The organism is Streptomyces sp. JNUCC 63 (assembly GCF_054366325.1).
The window spans coordinates 5,305,548-5,324,013 of record NZ_CM135963.1 but is presented as its reverse complement, the minus strand read 5'-3'; the positions used below and the strand labels follow the sequence as shown (position 1 = coordinate 5,324,013).

Annotated in this window: 13 protein-coding genes; 3 read left to right on the top strand and 10 right to left on the bottom strand. The window is 69.8% G+C overall.

Annotated elements, in window-relative coordinates; genetic code table 11:
• Positions 1-45: 45 nt before the first annotated feature.
• Positions 46-1,155: a M48 family metallopeptidase gene (locus ACX25U_RS24420; protein WP_454394486.1), complete on the top strand. Its 1,110-nt coding sequence runs from the start codon at positions 46-48 to the stop codon at positions 1,153-1,155.
• Between the two features lie 31 nt (positions 1,156-1,186).
• Here ACX25U_RS24420 and ACX25U_RS24415 read toward each other — a convergent pair whose 3' ends face one another.
• The 8 genes from ACX25U_RS24415 to galE form a co-directional block, all read right to left on the bottom strand.
• Complete coding sequence (locus tag ACX25U_RS24415) at positions 1,187-2,257, bottom strand: SCO2583 family membrane protein (protein WP_454383137.1); 1,071 nt, start codon at positions 2,255-2,257, stop codon at positions 1,187-1,189.
• Positions 2,258-2,366: 109 nt separating this feature from the next.
• The gene (locus tag ACX25U_RS24410; RefSeq protein ID WP_454383135.1) at positions 2,367-2,942 is read right to left on the bottom strand and encodes an SCO2584 family spore wall biosynthesis protein; all 576 of its coding nucleotides are present in this window, start codon (positions 2,940-2,942) and stop codon (positions 2,367-2,369) included.
• A gap of 90 nt (positions 2,943-3,032) precedes the next feature.
• On the bottom strand, positions 3,033-4,319 hold the full coding sequence (locus ACX25U_RS24405) for a glutamate-5-semialdehyde dehydrogenase (protein WP_454383133.1): 1,287 nt from the start codon (positions 4,317-4,319) through the stop codon (positions 3,033-3,035).
• A 62-nt stretch (positions 4,320-4,381) separates the two neighbouring features.
• On the bottom strand, positions 4,382-4,810 hold the full coding sequence (locus ACX25U_RS24400; protein ID WP_454383131.1) for a hypothetical protein: 429 nt from the start codon (positions 4,808-4,810) through the stop codon (positions 4,382-4,384).
• 161 nt (positions 4,811-4,971) lie between these two features.
• On the bottom strand, positions 4,972-6,099 hold the full coding sequence (gene proB, locus ACX25U_RS24395; RefSeq protein ID WP_454383130.1) for a glutamate 5-kinase: 1,128 nt from the start codon (positions 6,097-6,099) through the stop codon (positions 4,972-4,974).
• A 185-nt stretch (positions 6,100-6,284) separates the two neighbouring features.
• On the bottom strand, positions 6,285-6,983 hold the full coding sequence (locus ACX25U_RS24390; protein ID WP_454383128.1) for a hypothetical protein: 699 nt from the start codon (positions 6,981-6,983) through the stop codon (positions 6,285-6,287).
• Positions 6,984-7,200: 217 nt separating this feature from the next.
• Positions 7,201-7,425 (bottom strand): hypothetical protein, encoded by a 225-nt coding sequence (locus ACX25U_RS24385; protein ID WP_454383127.1) that lies wholly within the window; start codon positions 7,423-7,425, stop codon positions 7,201-7,203.
• Positions 7,426-7,928: 503 nt separating this feature from the next.
• Positions 7,929-8,900: a UDP-glucose 4-epimerase GalE gene (gene galE / locus ACX25U_RS24380; RefSeq protein ID WP_454383126.1), complete on the bottom strand. Its 972-nt coding sequence runs from the start codon at positions 8,898-8,900 to the stop codon at positions 7,929-7,931.
• A 325-nt stretch (positions 8,901-9,225) separates the two neighbouring features.
• Between galE and ACX25U_RS24375 the strand changes: the two genes are divergently transcribed.
• Together ACX25U_RS24375 and ACX25U_RS24370 are read left to right on the top strand one after the other, a co-directional pair.
• Positions 9,226-11,457, top strand: coding sequence for a bifunctional glycosyltransferase/CDP-glycerol:glycerophosphate glycerophosphotransferase (locus tag ACX25U_RS24375; RefSeq protein WP_454383125.1), 2,232 nt, complete (start codon positions 9,226-9,228; stop codon positions 11,455-11,457).
• Positions 11,458-11,481: 24 nt separating this feature from the next.
• Positions 11,482-15,045 (top strand): bifunctional glycosyltransferase/CDP-glycerol:glycerophosphate glycerophosphotransferase, encoded by a 3,564-nt coding sequence (locus tag ACX25U_RS24370; protein WP_454383124.1) that lies wholly within the window; start codon positions 11,482-11,484, stop codon positions 15,043-15,045.
• Positions 15,046-15,090: 45 nt separating this feature from the next.
• Here the strand turns inward: ACX25U_RS24370 and ACX25U_RS24365 are convergent, their stop codons facing one another.
• Together ACX25U_RS24365 and ACX25U_RS24360 are read right to left on the bottom strand one after the other, a co-directional pair.
• Positions 15,091-16,176 (bottom strand): glycosyltransferase family 2 protein, encoded by a 1,086-nt coding sequence (locus ACX25U_RS24365; RefSeq protein WP_454383123.1) that lies wholly within the window; start codon positions 16,174-16,176, stop codon positions 15,091-15,093.
• A gap of 204 nt (positions 16,177-16,380) precedes the next feature.
• A complete protein-coding gene (locus tag ACX25U_RS24360) occupies positions 16,381-18,429 on the bottom strand; it encodes a glycosyltransferase (RefSeq protein ID WP_454383122.1) in 2,049 nt (682 codons plus the stop codon).
• Positions 18,430-18,466 lie beyond the last annotated feature (37 nt).

The window sequence follows — 18,466 nt, the reverse complement described above, 5'->3', positions numbered from 1 at the left end:
CTGCTTGGGGGGCGATTTGGGACACTCACAGACATGGGGGACCACATGTCCGACGACGGCCACGAGCACAACGAGCACGAGCACGTGCCGAGCCGGCAGCGCACGCGCTTCCCGGAGATCTCCTCGCGGGCGTACGAGCATCCGGCCGACCGCTCGGCCCTGGTCGCTCTGCGCAAGCTGAGCGGCTTCGACACGGTGTTCAAGGCCCTCAGCGGCCTGCTGCCCGAGCGCAGTCTCAGGCTGCTGTTCCTGTCCGACTCGGTGCGCGTCTCGGACCAGCAGTTCGCGCATCTGAACGACATGTTGCGGGACGCCTGCTACATCCTGGACCTGGAGAAGGTCCCGCCGATGTACGTCAGCCAGGACCCCCAGCCCAACGCGATGTGCATCGGCCTGGACGAGCCGATCATCGTCGTCACCACCGGCCTGGTCGAGCTGCTCGACGAGGAGGAGATGCGGGCGGTCATCGGCCACGAGGTGGGCCACGCCCTGTCCGGCCACGCGGTGTACCGCACGATCCTGCTGTTCCTGACGAGCCTGGCCGTGCGGGTCGCCTGGATCCCGCTGGGCAACCTGGCGATCATGGCGATCGTCACGGCGCTGCGCGAGTGGTTCCGCAAGTCGGAGCTGTCGGCCGACCGGGCCGGCCTGCTGGTCGGGCAGGACCTGCGGGCGTCCATGCGCGGCCTGATGAAGATGGCGGGCGGCAACCACCTGCACGAGATGAACGTGGACGCGTTCCTCGCGCAGGCCGAGGAGTACGAGTCCGGGGGCGACCTGCGCGACTCCGTGCTGAAGATCCTCAACGTGCTGCCCCGCACCCACCCCTTCGCCACCGTGCGGGCGGCCGAGCTGAAGAAGTGGGCCGCGTCCCGCGACTACCAGCGGATCATGGACGGCCACTACCCGCGCCGCACCGAGGACAAGGACACCTCGGTCGGCGACTCCTTCCGCGAGTCGGCGGCGCACTACGCCAACCACGTCAAGAGCTCCAAGGACCCGCTGATGAAACTGGTCAGCGACCTGGCGGGCGGCGCCGGCGACCTGGGCGACCGGGTGCGGCGCGGCTTCAGCGGCTTCACCGGCTCGGCCCCGTCCGACAACCGTCCGAAGGACCAGCCGCCCGCCGACACCCCGCCGCGCGACGAGGACTGACAGCGTCCCAGGCGCTCACCGCCCGGCGACGTCACACCCGCGGCTGGGCGCTCGGCGCCAGGGACCCGCACAGGGCCGTGGCGTTGTCCGTGGCGTAGGGGTCCGTGCCGGCCGGGCCGCCCGCCTTGGCGGTCTGGCCGGCCAGCAGCGGCCGGAAGTGGCCCGTGGGGTCCTCGGCGCAGGACAGCGGGCCGGCCTGGACGTAGGAGACGACCAGCTGGACCTGGTGCAGCCGCAGGTCGTCGTGGGTGAAGCGGAACTGCAGCTCGCGCCGGACGGTGAACAGCGAGGCCGGCGCCTCGGCGGCGGAGCCGACCGGCTTCAGCGCGTAGACGACGGTGTGGTCGGCGCTGACCTCGAGGGTGGTGGCGTCGGTCTCGGCGGCCTGCAGGCTGCCCTGCACCCGGATCCGGCGGTCGGCCAGCTCGACCCGGGCCGGGTCGAAGCGGACCAGCCACCCGGTGGGCGCGTGCCGCCCGTCGGCGGCGGGGGCGTCGACGCTCTGGTCGAACTGGTCGAGCTGGCCGGGGTCGAGCAGGGCCCGCACGGGATGGGTCTGGCCGCCGGTGAGCACCTCCGGGTCGAGGGAGGAGGCGACGATGTAGTCCTTGGCGGTGGACAGGGCGGCGACGATCTGGCTGTCGGAGAAGTGCGCGGTGCGCCGGACGGCGGGCAGCGGGATACCCCCGGCGCCGACGTTGAACTGGGCGGCCGGGCTGTGCGCGTACAGGAACTCGGGGTCGACGGCTCCGGGCACCTTGCCCCGCGGGGCGAGCGGGATCACGGTCGTCCGCAGCGGGTCGACGGGCTGCTGGGCCTGCGCGGCCTGGTAGGGGTGCCGTACGCCCAGGTAGATCGCGGTGCCGAAGGCGAAGGCGATCAGCAGGACGAGGATCAGCGCCTGCCGGGACAGTCCGCGGCGCAGCGGCGGGCGGCGGCGCACGGCAGGGGTGTGGTCGGTCATCCGCTCTTGCGCGGAGTACTCCTGGAGGCGGGCAGCGCGGACGAACGACTCGTCGAAGACGACGGATCGGTATTCGTCCTCCCCACCTCCCGGGGCGCCCTCGGGTGTCCCCTCAGGTGGGTCTCCAGGCCCTCCCATACCTTCAGGGTAGGTCTCCGGAAGCCCCGGTAAACGCCCTGCTGCGCGACAAGTTCTGACAGGTTCTCACCAAGACGCACCAGGACGGACCAGCACGCCGGCCCTGCTGTCAGGGGGTGCGCGGGACCGCGGGAACGGGTGGCTGGGAGTAGTAGTCGGCGGATGCGGAGGGCACTGCCGCGCCGCCCTGTTCCAGGCCCGTGGAGGCGGGTGGCGGGACCTGGTCGCGGCTGCCGGAGGAGCCGCCCCGGTAGACCGCCGCGAAGGCCAGCGCCACCATGCCGACGCCCATGACGAGGGCGAGCACCCAGGCGACGGGACGGTGCCAGCGGACCTGTTTGCCGAAGGGCCGCGGGGTGCCGTAGCGGCCTTCGAGGACGTCGGGGTCGTCCAGGTCGTCGAGGTACCGATCGTGGCCGAAGTCGCGGCCGTCGGAGCCGTACCCGTCCTCGTAGTGCTCGCCCCTGGCGTGCGCGCGCCGGGCCTCGGCCTCGGTGGCCTCGGCTCTGGCCTGGGCTGCGGCCAGGAGACGTTCGACGGCGGTCGGCTCGTGGATCACGGCCGCCCGTACGAAGGCCTCGTCGAAGACCACGGAGGCGAACTCTTCGTCCGACACCCCGCGGTCGTGGTCGTCGTCGGGCTCCCAGCCGTCAGGGAACGGCGTGCCCCCCACGTCCTCCGGCACGGGTCCAGAGTAGACCTGGGGGGTCAATTTGGGCAGACGGTATGGAAATTCATCCGCCTGCCGAGACGCCTTTCCGCCACTCCGGGACCGTCAGCCTCGGGTGTGCCCGTCGCCCGTGAGGATGTACTTCGTGCTGGTCAGCTCCGGCAGCCCCATGGGGCCGCGGGCGTGCAGCTTCTGCGTGGAGATGCCGATCTCCGCGCCGAAGCCGAACTGGCCGCCGTCGGTGAAGCGGGTGGAGGCGTTGACGGCGACGGTCGTGGAGTCGACCAACTGGGTGAAGCGGCGGGCGGCCTGCTGCGAGGTGGTGACGATCGCCTCGGTGTGCCCGGAGCTCCACAGCCGGATGTGCGCGACGGCCTTGTCCAGCGAGTCGACCACGGCGGCGGCGATGTCGTAGGACAGGTACTCGGTCTCCCAGTCCTCCGGGGTGGCCTCGACGACGGTGGCCCGCGAGTCCTTGGCGTAGGCCATGACCCGCTCGTCGGCGTGCACGGTCACCCCGGCGTCGGCGAGCGCGTCCAGGGCGCGCGGCAGGAACTCGGCGGCGATGTCCTGGTGGACCAGCAGCGTCTCGGCCGCGTTGCAGACGCTGGGCCGCTGCGCCTTGGAGTTGATCAGGATGTCGACGGCCGTGTCGAGGTCCGCCCGGGCGTCGACGTAGACGTGGCAGTTGCCGGTGCCGGTCTCGATCACCGGGACGGTGGACTCGTTCACCACGGTCCGGATCAGCGAGGCGCCGCCGCGCGGGATCAGCACGTCGACCAGGCCGCGGGCGCGCATCAGCTCGCGCACGCTCTCGCGGCTCTCACCGGGCACGAGCTGTACGGCGTCGGCGGGCAGCCCCGCCCCGCCCACGGCGTCGCGGATGACCCGGACCAGGGCGGTGTTCGACTCGTAGGCGGAGGCCGAGCCGCGCAGCAGTACCGCGTTGCCCGACTTCAGGCAGAGGGCGGCGGCGTCCACGGTGACGTTGGGGCGGGCCTCGTAGATGATCCCGACCACGCCGAGCGGGACGCGGACCTGACGCAGGTCGAGCCCGTTCGGGAGCGTGCTGCCGCGCACCACCTCGCCGACCGGATCGGGCAGCGCCGCCACGTCGCGCACGTCGGAGGCGATGGCGCGCACCCGCTCCGGGGTGAGCGTGAGCCGGTCGACAAGGGCGTCGCTCGTACCGGCCTCGCGGGCCTTGGCGACGTCCTTGGCGTTGGCCTCGACGATTTCGGCCGTGCGGACCTCCAGGGCGTCCGCGACGGCCAGCAGCGCGTCGTCCTTCTTCACGCGCGGCAGCGGCGCGAGGTCGGCGGCGGCGGCCTTGGCACGGTAGGCGGCCTGGGTGACCGGAGACATCGAGTCGTACGGCGAGAGCGTGGTCATGCAGGGAAGGGTAGTGCGCCGCACAGGGCCGTCCATCAGCCGTCCCACAGCGCGAGACGGGGTCAAAAAGGGTGTACGCCCACCGGTGTCGCGGGCCGCGGGCCGTGGCCCGCGGCGAGTCGCTGGTGGTAGGTCTCGCGGTCGATGACCTCCAGGCCGACGATCTCCCAGGGCGGCAGCTTGGCGCTGTGCCGGTGCTCGCCCCACAGACGCAGGGCGACGGCGGCCGCGTCGTGCAGGTCGCGGGCCTCCTCCCAGTAGCGGATCTCGGCGTGGTCGCGCGCGTAGCGGCTGGTCAGCAGGAAGGGGTGGTCGTGGGCGAGCTGTTCCAGGCCGCGCCGCACCTCCTGCAGCGGGGCCTCCTCGCCGGAGACGCTGAGGGTGACGTGCCACAGCCGGGGCAGGCCGGGCGGCTCCTCGCAGCCGGCTCCGGCCGTCACGCTCGTCAGACCACCGCGGGACGCCGCCGTCCCGGGGCGCACTCGTCTCACGACGGCCTCCTTCACGTCTCTCTCGTCTCGCCGGGTCCCGCTCGGACCGCTCGTGCCGGATGTGTTCCTGAGACAAAGTGGAGCAGGCCGCGGCGCTCCGTGGGGCGGTTTTACGGAACGTCCCCGCCCTCGACACCCCGGTGGCCGGACGTTTCGGCTCATTACGGCCCCAGGATCACCAGGTCGTCCCTGTGTACGACCTCGCGTTCGTACGCCGGTCCCAGTTCGCGGGCGAGTTCGCGGGTGGAGCGGCCGATCAGCCGGGGGATCTCCCTGGCGTCGAAGTTGACCAGCCCGCGGGCGACCGCACACCCGGCCACGTCGCGCAGCTCGACCGGGTCGCCGGCGGTGAACTCGCCCTCCACGGCGGCGATTCCGGCGGGCAGCAGCGACTTGCGGCGCTCCACGACCGCGCGGACGGCGCCGTCGTCGAGGGTGAGCGCGCCCTGGGGGGTGGAGGCGTGCTGCAGCCACAGCAGCCGGTCGGCGGAGCGCTTGCCGGTGGGGTGGAAGTAGGTGCCGGTGTCCTTGCCGGACAGGGCGTCGGCCGCGTGGACGGCGCTGGTGAGCACCACGGGGATGCCGGCGGCGGCCGCGATCCGGGCCGCCTCGACCTTGGTGACCATGCCGCCGGTGCCGACGCCGGCCTTGCCGGCGCTGCCGATCTCGACGCCGGCCAGGTCCTCGGGTCCCCGCACCTCGGCTATCCGGGAGGTGCCGGGCCTGCTCGGGTCGCCGTCGTAGACGCCGTCCACGTCGGACAGCAGCACCAGCAGGTCGGCGTGGACCAGGTGGGCGACGAGGGCGGCGAGCCGGTCGTTGTCGCCGAAGCGGATCTCGTCGGTGGCGACGGTGTCGTTCTCGTTGACGACCGGCAGGGCGCCCATCGCGAGCAGCTTGTCCAGGGTGCGGGAGGCGTTGCGGTGGTGGGCGCGGCGGCTGGTGTCGTCGCCGGTCAGCAGGACCTGGCCGACACGGATGCCGTAACGGGCGAAGGAGGCGGTGTAACGGGCCACGAGCAGGCCCTGGCCCACGCTGGCCGCGGCCTGCTGGCGGGCGAGGTCGCGGGGGCGGCGGCGCAGGCCCAGCGGCGCGAGTCCGGCGGCGATGGCACCGGAGGAGACGAGGACGATCTCCTTCTCTCCCCCACTGCGCGTCTTGCCGAGAACGTCCACGAGCGCGTCCACACGGTCGGCGTCCAGACCGCCCGCCGCGGTGGTCAGCGACGAGGACCCCACCTTGACGACGATCCTGCGGGCCTCGCACGCGGCCTGCCTTGCCCCTGCCACCTTGCTGCCTGTCCCCTCGCGTAGGTCGGACTGCCCCCGCCCGAATCTACGCGAAGGGGGTCGTGCGCCGCGCATCGGTCCGAGCTACGGACAGCACCGCGGATCCGTGTCCGGCCTCCGCGGCCGGGGGCCGGGTGCGCGGGTCAGGTCTTCCGAGGAGCACCTGGGCGCGGGCCGGGGCGTCATCAGGAAGGAGTCGCAACGGCGGACGTGTTCTCGAACTTCTGACGGTAGGCGTCGTACGGCCCCGCCCTTTCCAACCCGAGCATCGTCTCGTCGTTGTCGCGCAGCGACGACTCGTCCAGATTGCGCGATCCGGTGAAGGTCCCTTTCGTATCCTTGTGTCCGGAAAGCTTGCTGACGTCATTGCTGTCGTTGTGGACGATGCGTATGGAGCAGCCCGATCGGCCGACGGCCTGGGCTTCTGAGCGACCGCGCCCCTGCGCAGGGCGAAGGCCGCCGCCCGCACCGTGGCGTTCCGAGCACACGGGAGATTGTCGAGGACGCTCACCACGATGTCTCCGGTCTTCTGCGGAAAGAAACAATACTTCTCGGTGCCCGCCTTTCCGCGTGTTGAGAGAGGTCCGATTCACGGAGGTCCGGATCACCACATCCTCCGCCTCTCCCGCGTTCCCCATGCGTGAGAAGGTGAGGAACTCATTGTGGTTGATCATGCCGCTGCGGCCCGTGGCGATGCGGGCGGCCCCTGTCGTGCGGATATGCACCCACGAGTCTTCGGACTTTTCGGCACCCAGCGCCGAGAAAAGGTCCTGGGTGGCCGCGGACGACCTGAATTCGGCGCCCAGGACCACCCGTACGGCAACGCCGCGCCGGTACTGACCGGCGCGGCCTGCTGGGCCGCCGCTGTGTTCCGCGGCGGGCATCGGCCGTGCGGGATCCGTCAGAAGTCCCGCGTCACGCGCTGGATCCAGTCCAGGCTGTTGGGCACGGAGGAGTGGACCGTACGCCCGGCCGAACAGTCGAGGGGATCACCCTGCGGAAGCCTGGGGACCACGCCGATCCGATGACGGTTTCCGTCGACCGGCCTGAACAGCGGGCCGCCGGAGTCCCCATGACACGGCTTTCCGTCCATCGCCGTGGTCAGGACTCCGGGAAGGAGTTGTCCACCACACGCTCGGTACTCCGGCGCAGGCGCCAGTCGCTCCGGCCACTGGCCGAGTCCACGCCGTGGCCTGAGGCATACGTCGTCGCGCCGATCGCGGAGTGCTTCGCCGCCGGGGGCAAGGGCTCGGCGTTCGCGGACCGGCTGAGCTTGATCAGTGCAAGGTCGTGGCTGTCACGCGACTTGGTCAGGGACACAGCCACGACACCCCGGCAAGACCCGGGCCGGGTACCTCCGGTGATCAGCGGTCCGACTGCCCCGTCCTCGTTCCGCGAATCCGCCGGCCGCACACCCCGTCAGCACTCGCGCGGCTTCAGGGCCGAGCCGATTGAGCGCGCCCACCCCTGCGCAGGCGTCGGCGGTGCTCGGGCCGCGTGTGCTGCCGCTCGCCTCGACCGCCGTGTCCCCGGCGGCACAGTTCGGCCCGCCCGCGACAGCCGGGCTGACGGCAACGGCCGTGGCCCACGTTCCCCGGCCGGCGGCGACCGGTACCGCATTGCCCCCGCGCTCGCGTCGGCGGGCCCGGGCTCGTCGCTGCTGCGGCTGCCGCCCGGCCGGCGTCCGGCGGACGAGCAGGGGGTGCTCGACTGGTTCGACGCGTGGCCGGCCGACCGGCTTCGCCTCCGTCATGTCCGAGACGGACTCGCGCAAGCGAGCCGGCAGCCGCTGCGAGGAGACACTGATCCGGCCTGGATTTCCCGCCGTGTCACTGACGGCGGTGCCGCCACCCCCGCCAGGCCGACTCGATCATCTCGTCCAGACCATGCCGGGCCGACCACCCCAGTTCGTCGCGGATGCGGTCCGCCGCGGCCACGACGCGGGCCGGGTCGCCGGCGCGACGATCCGTCACCTCGGGGGTCACGCCCTCATTGCCGGTGATCTTGAGGATGCGGTCGACCGTCTCCCGCACCGAACTTCCCTCGCCACGGCCGATGTTCAGCGTGAGGGCCGTCCCCCTCGGGGCCTCCTCGAGACGCCGTGCCGCCGCGAGGTGGGCGGAGGCGATGTCCTGCACATGGATGTAGTCGCGGATGCAGGTGCCGTCAGGCGTCGTGTAGTCGTCGCCGAAGATCCGTGGCGCCTCCCCCGCCTCCAGCCGCTCGAACACCATGGGAACGAGGTTGAAGACGCCGGTGTCGGACAGTTCGGGGAACGCCGCTCCGGCCACGTTGAAGTAGCGCAGGGACGCGCCGCGCATGCCGTACGCGGTGGCCGCCGCCTTGATCAGCCACTCCCCTATGAGCTTGGTCTCCCCGTACGGGCTCATGGGGGCGCACGGGGTGTCCTCCGTGACGAAGTCCACATCGGGCATGCCGTAGACGGCCGCGGAGGAGGAGAACACGATCTTGGCGACGCCTGTCGCGGACATGGCTTCCAGGAGCGTCTGCACGCCGGTGACGTTCTCGCGATAGTAGTGAAGCGGTCGCTCGACGGATTCGCCGACCTGCTTCTTGGCCGCGATGTGCACCACGCCTGTCACGCCATGGTCACGGATCGCCCGCTCCAGCGGATCACGGTCCACGACGCTGCCGACGACGAGCGGCACCCCTTCCGGCACCCGGTCCGCACTGCCGGTGGACAGATCGTCGTACACGACCACGGACTCACCGCCGTCGCGCATGGCACGCACCACATGCGCGCCTATGTATCCGGCTCCGCCCGTGACAAGCCAGCTCATCCTCACGCCTCCAGGGTCGTAGTCACTGCATGCAGACTCTTCTGCGGGCGCGGGAAAATCGAATCCGACAGATGGGACATAGAGATAAAAGGGCATTAATTGCCTGATTGCGGGAGAACCGTCCCCGCCTTCACCCGGAGATCAAGAACATTCTAAAATCGGGCCATTCCGACACCAGTCACTCTCTGGACATCCGCAACCGCGCCCACGGAAACTTCACGTGAATCCTTTACCCTGATGCGATGACGCCCTCCAGGCCCACGGACTCCCGGAGCGCGGTCCGTCCCCGTGCGCACGTGGTCAGTTCTCGGAACAGGTTGTAAGGATGCCCAGACTTTCCCTCGTTGTCCCTGTGTACAAGGTGCAGGGCTATCTAACCGAGTGCCTTGACTCCATACTCGGGCAGAGCTACACGGACTTCGAGATCGTCGCCGTCGACGACTGCTCCCCGGATGGCTCGGGCGCCATTCTTGACCAATACGCGGAGAGGGACGCCCGTATTCATGTGATTCACCTCACTGAAAACGTGGGCCTGGGGCGTGCGCGCAACGCGGGGCTGGAGAAAGCCCAGGGCGACTACATTCTGTTCCTGGACAGTGACGACACGTTGTCCGACGGTGCGCTGGCGGCGATATCCGATCGCCTCGAGGCCACGGGGGACCCGGAGATACTGGTCTACGACTACGCGCGCACCTACTGGGACGGCCAGGTCCGCCCCAATCTGCGAGCGGACCTGCTCAAGGCCGAGGGCCCGGACGTTTTCCGCCTCGCCGACCGCCCGCAGTTGCTCAACCTGCTCCAAATCGTCTGGAACAAGGCCTATCGCCGCGACTTCATCGCCCGCACCGGCCTCACCTTCCCGTCCGGGTACTACGAGGACGCCCCCTGGACGTTCTGCTCAATGATCAGCGCCGAGCGAATGGCCGTACTGGACCGCGTCTGCGTGCTCTACCGGCAGCGCCGCGAGGGCGGCAACATCCTCAAGACGGTCAGCCGCAAGCACTTCGACGTCTTCGACCAGTACCGCCGTGTCTTCGACTTCGTCGAGGCGCACGAGGAACTCGCCCAGTGGCGGGAGCCGTTGTTCCGCAAGATGGCCGACCACTACCTGACCGTGCTGGAGCGTCCGGGCCGTCTGCCGCAGAACGCCCGGGCGGAGTTCTTCCACCGCGCCGCCGCGGACTACCGCGCACGTGTTCCCAAGGGTTTCAAGCGGCCGGCCGGCAGACTCGGCCAGAAGTACGCGCTCCTGGAGCGCGACGCGTACACGGCCATGGCGAGCGCCACCGCGGCCGCGAAGTTCCGGCGGTCCGTCAAGACCCGGGCCCGCACGGCGCTCAACCGGTCCAAGCGCAGCGCGATAGGTGCCTTCTACCAGTCCCAGCTGCGGCTTCCGATCAACGAGAACCTCGCGTTGTTCTCCGCCTACTGGAGCCGCAGCGTCTCCTGCAACCCCGCGGCCATCGACGCCGAACTCGCCCGCCTGGCCCCGCGGATACGCCGTGTGTGGGCCATCCGGCCGGACGCGGTGGACCAGGTGCCCGAGGGCGTGGAGGTCGTCCCCGTCGGCTCGCGCGCGTACTGGGCGGCCCTGGCGCGCGCCAAGTACCTCGTCAACAACGTGAACTTCGCGGACGCCGTGGTGAAGCGGGAGGGCCAGATCCATCTGCAGACCCACCACGGGACGCCGCTGAAGACGATGGGCCTGGACCAGCAGAAGTACCCCGCCTCCACCGACATGGACTTCGCCAAGCTCCTCGAACGGTGCGACCGCTGGGACTTCAGCCTCAGCTCCAACAGCTTCTCGACCGCCGTCTGGGAGCGGGTGTACCCCTGCTCGTACACCTCCCTGGAGACCGGCTACCCGCGCAACGACATCCTCGTGAACGCCACGGTCGCGGACGTGCGACGGGCCCGCGCCGCGCTGGGACTCGCCGACGGCGCCAAGGCCTTCCTGTACATGCCCACCCACCGCGAATACCAGCCGGGCTTCACCCCCGCGCTCGACCTCGCCCGGCTCGCCGAGGAACTCGGCCCCGACGTGACCCTGATGATGCGGGGGCACTACTTCTACGGCAGCTCTCCGCACGTCGCCGAACTGCGCCGCAGCGGCCGGATCGTCGACGTCTCGGGGCACGCCCGGGTGGAGGATCTCTACCTGGCCGCGGACGCGCTCATCACGGACTACTCCTCCGCGATGTTCGACTACGCCGTGCTCGACCGGCCGATCATCACCTACGCCCCGGACTGGGACATCTACTCCGCGGTCCGCGGCACGTACTTCAATCTGCTGGAGGAACCGCCCGGTGTGGTCGCCACCTCCCAGGCCGAGCTGATCCGGCTGCTCGGCTCGGACGAGTACGACGGGCTGGACGCCACCGAACGCCGTGCGGCGTTCCGCCGCCGCTTCTGCGAGTTCGACGACGGGCGTGCAGCGGAGAGAGTGGTGCGACGCGTCTTCCTCGGCGAGGAGAACCCGCTGCCGTTCGTCCCGTTCGCCGAACGATCCCACGCACCGACCCCCGACCAGGCGCTCAAACTGGTCGAGCGGGCCTGACCCCGGAAGGAGCACACAAAAGCCATGGCCCCTCGGCTCAGTGTCATCGTCCCCATCTACAACGTCGAGCGCTATCTGCCCGCGTGCCTGGACTCGCTCGCCGCACAGACCTTCCGGGACATCGAAGTCCTGATGGTCGACGACGGTTCCCCGGACGACTCCGCCTCCATAGCCGCGGCGTACGAGGCCCGCGACAAGCGTTTCAAGCTCATCCGCAAGGAGAACGCCGGGCTCGGCGCGGCCCGCAACACCGGCATCGCGCACATGTCGGACAAGGCGGAGTTCCTCACCTTCGTCGACAGTGACGACGTCATCCCGCCGGACGCCTACCGGCTGATGATCGCCAGCCTGGACGAGTCCGGCTCGGACTTCGCCACCGGCAACGTCTTCCACCTCAAGGGCGAGAAGTCGTGGCAGGTGCCGCTGCTGAAGATGCTCGCCGGTGAGGCCCGCAAGCGCACCCACATCTCCCAGTACCCCAAGCTGATCGCCGACCGCATCGCCTGCAACAAGGTGTTCCGGCGCTCCTACTGGGAAAAGGAGGCCTTCGTCTTCCCCGAGGGCATCCTGCACGAGGACATCCCGGTCGTGCTGCCCGCGCACTACCGCGCCGAGGCCGTCGACATCATCGGTGAGCCGACCTACTTCTGGCGGCTGCGCGAGGGCGAGTCGGCGCCCTCGATCACCCAGCGCCGCAAGGAGCCCCAGGCCATCCGCGACCGTGTCACCGCGGTGAGCATGGTCAGCGACTACCTCGCACAGCAGCCGGGCCCGGAGTTCACCGAGTACAAACGCCAGTACGACGACCGGGTGCTCCGCGACGACCTCAGGCTGTTCCTCCGGGTGCTGCCGGACGCGACGGCCGAGTTCCACGAGGCCTTCCTGGAAGCCACCAACCGTTACCTCGACATGGTGGACCCGAAGATCGTCATGGGCCTGCCCACGGACCTGCGGGTCCAGTGGCTCCTGGTCCGCAAGCACTCCATGCCGGAGCTGATCGCCCTTCTGGCCTCCCAGCGCCGCCGGGAGCCGGTGGAGGTCTCCGGGACCTTCCGCAAGTACGCGAGCTTCCGCACGCTGGAGGAGAGCGGCTACGACCTGCCCAAGTCCGCCCTGCGCATCGACGGCGACCTGGACCTGCGCGCCCCGCTGCGCTCGGTGACCTGGCAGGACGGCAAGCTGCTGCTGTCCGGCGACGCCTGGATCGACAAGATCGACGTGTCGGCCAAGCGGAGCAGCGTCAAGATCGTTCAGCTCAAGCGGCACGGTTCGCGCCGTCGCATTTTCCTGCCCACCAGGAACGTCCACCGGCCGGAGTGCACCACCGACTCCGGACAGCAGAGGTACAACTACGACTGGGCCGGCTGGGAGCTGACGCTCGACCCCGCCAAGCTGCGCAAGGGCGGCGCCTGGCAGGAAGGCCTCTGGCACGTCGGCATCAACGTCTACGCGTCCGGTCTGGTACGGCGCAGCGGCGTCTGGGCCCGCGGTGGCTCGGCCGCGAACTTCCCGCCCTACCAGTGGCTCGACGAGGACTTCCGGCTGCTGCCGACCGCCGAGCGCGACGCCTTCAAGCTGCGTGTCGAGAAGGTGCGCGCCCTGATCACCGATCGGCGGCTGGACGGTGACGCGGTGGAGATCAGCGGTGACATCCGTGTTCCGCTGAAGGACGGGGAGACGCTGGCGTTCCGCCTGAACCATGCCAAGAGCGGCGAGGTCCGCAAGTACCCCGTCGAGATGACACGGCAGGACGGCAGGACGACCTTCCGCAGCCGTGTGCCGCTCACCGACGTGGCCCTCCTCGGCAGCAGCACCGTCGACGACCAGGCCCAGCCGGAGCGCCGCCAGTGGAGCACCGTGCTGCTGGCCACCGCCGAGGACGGCACCGAGCGCCAGTTCAGCAGTGTGATGCGGGAAGGACTGGAGGACCTCTCCTTCGACCTGCCCGGCTCCTTCGGCGAGGCGGGCGCCCACCGGGAGATCGCCCTCGTGTCCGGCCCCAACGGCTATCTGAAGATCATCGGCCGGACGCGCCGCGCGGTGATCACCGGAATCGGCCTGAAGGACGGGCAGATCGTGGTGAACGGCCGCAGCAGCCTCGCGCTCGCCGGAGCCGATCTGGTCCTCAAGGCGAACGCCCGTTTCGACGAACGCAAGGCATCCGTCACCTGGTCCGAGGACGGCACGTTCACCACGGCCTTCGACCCGTCGCTGATGGGCGGATCCGGTCGAGTACCGCTCAAGGCCGGCCGCTGGAACCTCCTCCTGCGCTCCCCGAACCCGGAGGTGCCGGACGCCGAGTTCGTCATCGACCGGCTCGCCCTGCCCCAGTTCCCGTTGCACACCGAACTGAACGGGCGCCGTTACTGGTTCGAGAACCGGTGGGGCGACTTCCCGCAGCTCAACTGCCGGTCCGAGCTGAGCGACCTGGAGCGCGGCCCGTACCGCCAGCTCCAGCTGCGCCGCGAGGTGTACGAGCCGGGCTGCCGGCAGCCGCTGCGCGACCAGGTGTTCTTCCTCAGCTACAACGGCAAGCAGTACTCCGACAGCCCACGCGCCATGCACGAGGAGCTGCTGCGCCGCGGCAGCGACCTGAAGTTCCTGTGGGCCGTGCGCGACGGCCAGGTGATCCTGCCGCCCACCGCGGACAAGGTGCGCATGTGGGGCCGCGAATGGTTCGAGGCGCTGGCCACGTCCCGGTACATCGTCACCAACGGGCATCTGCCCGAGTGGGTGGAACGCCGGCCCGGTCAGGTCATCGTGCAGACCTGGCACGGCACGATGCTCAAGAAGATCGGCCACGACATCGAGACCCTGTACTTCGACCGCGAGTACCAGAACCGCCTGGCGCTCGAAGCGAAGAACTGGAGCCTGCTCGTCTCCTCCAACCGGTTCTCCACGCCGATCCTCAAGCGTGCCTTCTCCTACGACGGGGAGATACTCGAAGCCGGTTACCCGCGCAACGACTACCTCTACTCGCCCGACCGCGACAAGATCGCGGAGAAGGTGCGGGAGACACTCGGCATCCCGAGCGGCAAGAAGGTCGTGCTGTACGCGCCGACCTGGCGGGACGACCAGTCGCACAGCGCCGGCCAGTACCTGTTCGATCTGCGGATCGACCTGGACGACGCCCGCCGGCATCTCGGCGAGGACCATGTGCTGCTGATCCGTCGCCACTCCAACGTCGTCGACGCCGTGCCCGGCGCGGGCAACGGCTTCGTGTGGGACGTCTCGGAGTACCCGGACATCGCCGATCTGTACCTGGCCGCGGACATGCTGATCACGGACTACTCGTCCGTGATGTTCGACTACGCCCATCTGAAGCGTCCCATGCTGTTCTTCACGTACGACCTGGAGCACTACCGGGACACGCTGCGTGGCTTCTACTTCGACTTCGAGAAGGACTCGCCCGGGCCGCTGATCGCCACGTCCGAGGAACTGGTGGCGGCGATCCGGGACATCGACAGCGTGGCCGCCGAGTACCAGGACCGGTTCGCGCGGTTCCACCACCTGTTCTGCGACCTCGACGACGGCCATGCCTCCCAGCGGGTCGTGGACCGGATGCTGGAGCAGGCCAAGGAGGTGTGAGTGGTCGAACCGGCCGGGCGAGGAGCCCGGCCGGTTCTTCGGTCGTCAACGGCACAGCCACTTGCGGAACCGGCCCGTTGTCCGGCCCCGGCCCTTCGTCGCGGGGTCCGGTTCGGGTGCCGGCTGCGGCTTGGGCACCAGGGTGCTGAGGGCGGTGAGTTCCTCCAGGAGCCCCTGGGAGATCAGCGAGCAGCGCAGCCGCGCGAGCGGCGGCAACGCGGCCACCAGCTCCTGCGGAAAGAACTCGCGCAGCAGATGCCCGGCGAGCTCGACGTGCAAGGCCCTGGTCTCATGGGGCTGTTCGGCGAAGGCCGGACCGAAACGGCCGAGTATTTCGAGGGTGAGCCAGCGGTGCAGCAGTTCGTTGCGCCGGCGGCCGGGCGGTACGTGTGCGGCCACCACGCCCAGTACCTCGCGCAGATTGCCGTAGAACGGCGCGGGTTCGGGGGCCGCCTGGGTCAGATGCGGGAAGCCCGGGCGGCGGACCAGGTAGTAGCAGTCGTAGTCGGCCACGACGGAGATCGACCGGGCGAACAGGTAGGCGGGTACGACGAAGATCTGTTCCTCGGCCAGCCGGACTCCCTCGGCGAAGCGCAGCCGGTGCCGCATGACCAGCGAGCGCCGAAAGAGCTTGTGCGCCGTGAGGGTCCACACCGCGTGGGAGGTGAAGATGTCGCCGGCGTCCACGTTCTTCCGGAAGGGTGTGACCGGTGCCTTGCGGCCCACGCCCCGGATCCGGCCGAGCACCACGTCCGAGTCATTGCGCCGGGCGGCGGCCACCAGCCGCTCCAGCGCCTCCGCACCGAGGTAGTCGTCGGGGTCGGCGAAGAACAGGAACTCGCCGGCGGCCATCTCGATGGCCCGGTTGCGAGGACCGCCCGGCGCACCGGAGTTCTCCTGGTGGACGACCCGGACCCGTTCCGGGTGACGTTCCGCCCACGCGTCGAGCAGTGCCGCGCTGCCGTCCGTGGAGCCGTCGTTCACGGCGATGATTTCGAGTTTTCCGAACCCTATCGACTGGTCGGCGACCGATTGCAGGCATTCCCTCAGGTAGTCGGCGGCGTTGTGGACCGGGACGATTACCGAGACTGTCGGACCTGTGGTGGGCTCCACGCCCATGCGTTCCCCCATGAAGCAAGGTTTCGACGATCGCCGTCACATGCGACGGCAGTGGCGGCCTCACCCTCAACAACGGTTCCGTGCGGGGGTGCGTCTCATCCATCGGGGCCGGAGCCCGTGCCGCTGATTCGTCGCCGCTCCCACGTCGACCCCGCCCGGGCGACCGAAGGGCGGCCCCCGGCGGACTTGCCCGCCGGGGGCCGCCCTTTGGTCGTGTCAGAGCGTCACCGTCTTGAAGGCCAGTTGGGCGGCCGTCGTGAAGTACGGGCGGATCTCCACCCGGGACGGTGCGGGGGGCTGCGGATCGCGGTCACCTCGCCGGGACCACCAGGCAGCGCGGGTCGCACCGCCCTTGGCCGGCCGGCTCCCCTCGCCCCCCGCGCGCTCGCGCACCGGACGCGGATACCTGAAGACCTTGGACGGTTCCAGCACATCGGTGGCGAGCTTGCTCATCCGCACCTTGCCACCGTCGGCCGGCCGCAGCCAGAGATCCCAGATCTCCTCCTCGTGCCGGTGCTCCGCGGTCAGGGAGTCGAGCGTGATCTCACAGCCGAACCGGGTTCCCTCTGCCCAGGTCACAGGGAACAGGAGCACCCGCTTCTTGTCCTTCCGGTTGACCGCCGCGACTTCCGCTCCGACGACGATCTCCTCACCGCTCCAGGAGTCGGCCTCGACGTGGACGCTGTCGGGCCCGACCTGGAGTCCGGTCACCTCCGAGTGTCGCTTCCGGACCCGGCTACGGACCCGCAGGTGACCGGTCGTCCGCTCCCTGAACGGCAGCAGCAGCTCCAAGCCCTCCACGCCCGGCTCGTGGCACGGTGACACCAGCTCCGTCACGTCACAGTGGCCCACCCGCAACGCCTTCTCGTAACCCTCGTCCGACACGAGTCCGAGTTCCCAGACGCCGTCCCCGAGACAGCCGCGCCTCGGTATCCGGGCCGTGCCGTGCACGAACGGCACATGGACGGGCTCCTTGGTGCCGCGCACATCGCGGCAGACGAGACGCAGTCCGGCCGGCAGCTCGTCCCCCGCCTCGCGGGGCACGAGTTCCACCTGTACGTCACCGTCGGCCAGGACGGCGCAGTCGGCCGTCCCGGGGAGTCCGCGAACCACGTCGGACCGGGACAGCGCCTTGGCCACGATCGCCTCGAACCGCTCGGCACTGGGCCCTGGAGCGAACCTCTCGGCAGTCCGGCGTGCCTCACGGCCCATCTTGACGCGCAGGCCCTCGTCCTCGATGAGCTCGTTGATCGCGGCTGCCATGGCTTCGGTGTCGTCGAGGGGGACGAGGAGGCCGTCGGTGCCGGGAGTGAGGATGTTGCGCGGACCGTGGTCGCAGTCCATGCTGACCACCGGCAGCCCTCGGGTCATCGCTTCCACCGTCACATTGCCGAAGGGCTCGCGGAGCGAGGGCAGCACGAAGATCGAACCCTTGGCGAACTCGGCGGTGACCGGAAACGCGGGCCCCATCAGGTGGACGTGGTCGTAGAGGTTCCTCTCGTGGATCCGGCGTCGCAGGGCCGCCTCCTCGACGCCGCTGCCGTAGATCCGCAGCCGCCAGTCCGGATGGCGTTCCGCCACGGTCGCGAAGGCGTCGACCAAGCCGTGGAAGTTCTTGTGGGGCTTGAGGACGCCAGCGGTGACGACCACCTTGCCGGTGCCGTCGGAGACCCGGCCGCCAGGATCCGGGATGCAGTTCGGCATGACGCTGATCCGGTCACGGACGTTCGGGACCAGCCGGCCGAGGTTGTCCTGTTCCTCGGGCGAGAGCACGGTGATGGCGTCGAGCCCTCGGTAGGCCTCGCCGAAGAGCAGCCCCTGCACCTCCTCCTCGTAGATGCCGGGCATGGAGTGCTCTTGCGCGATCTTCACGTACCGGCCCCGCGCCGCGGCCAGCAGCACGGTGATCCGAGGGTTGGAACTCACCACCACGTCGGCGTCCGTGTTGTCGAGGTACGTCAGCAGCCGCTTCTCGGCGAGCCTGCTGACAACCGGCTTCTCCTCGGCCTTCGGGTACGGGTAGCGCGCCGGAAACTCGTGGGCCAGCGGGTCGTCGCCGTCGTAGGACGCGGAGTGCCTCCGCAGGTCGGTGAGGGCCCGCACGCGCACGCGGCCGTCGAGCGGAAAGTACGACTCGTCCCGCACCTTCCGCAGCGCCACGATCTCCACCTGGTGCTTCTCGGCGAGCGCACCGGCAAGGTTCTGCGTCGCCGTCACCACACCCCCCATGTGGCACAGATCGCGGACCAGGAATGCAATTCTCACTACGAGCTTCCTCCCCCGGAATGGCGCGTTTCGGTGC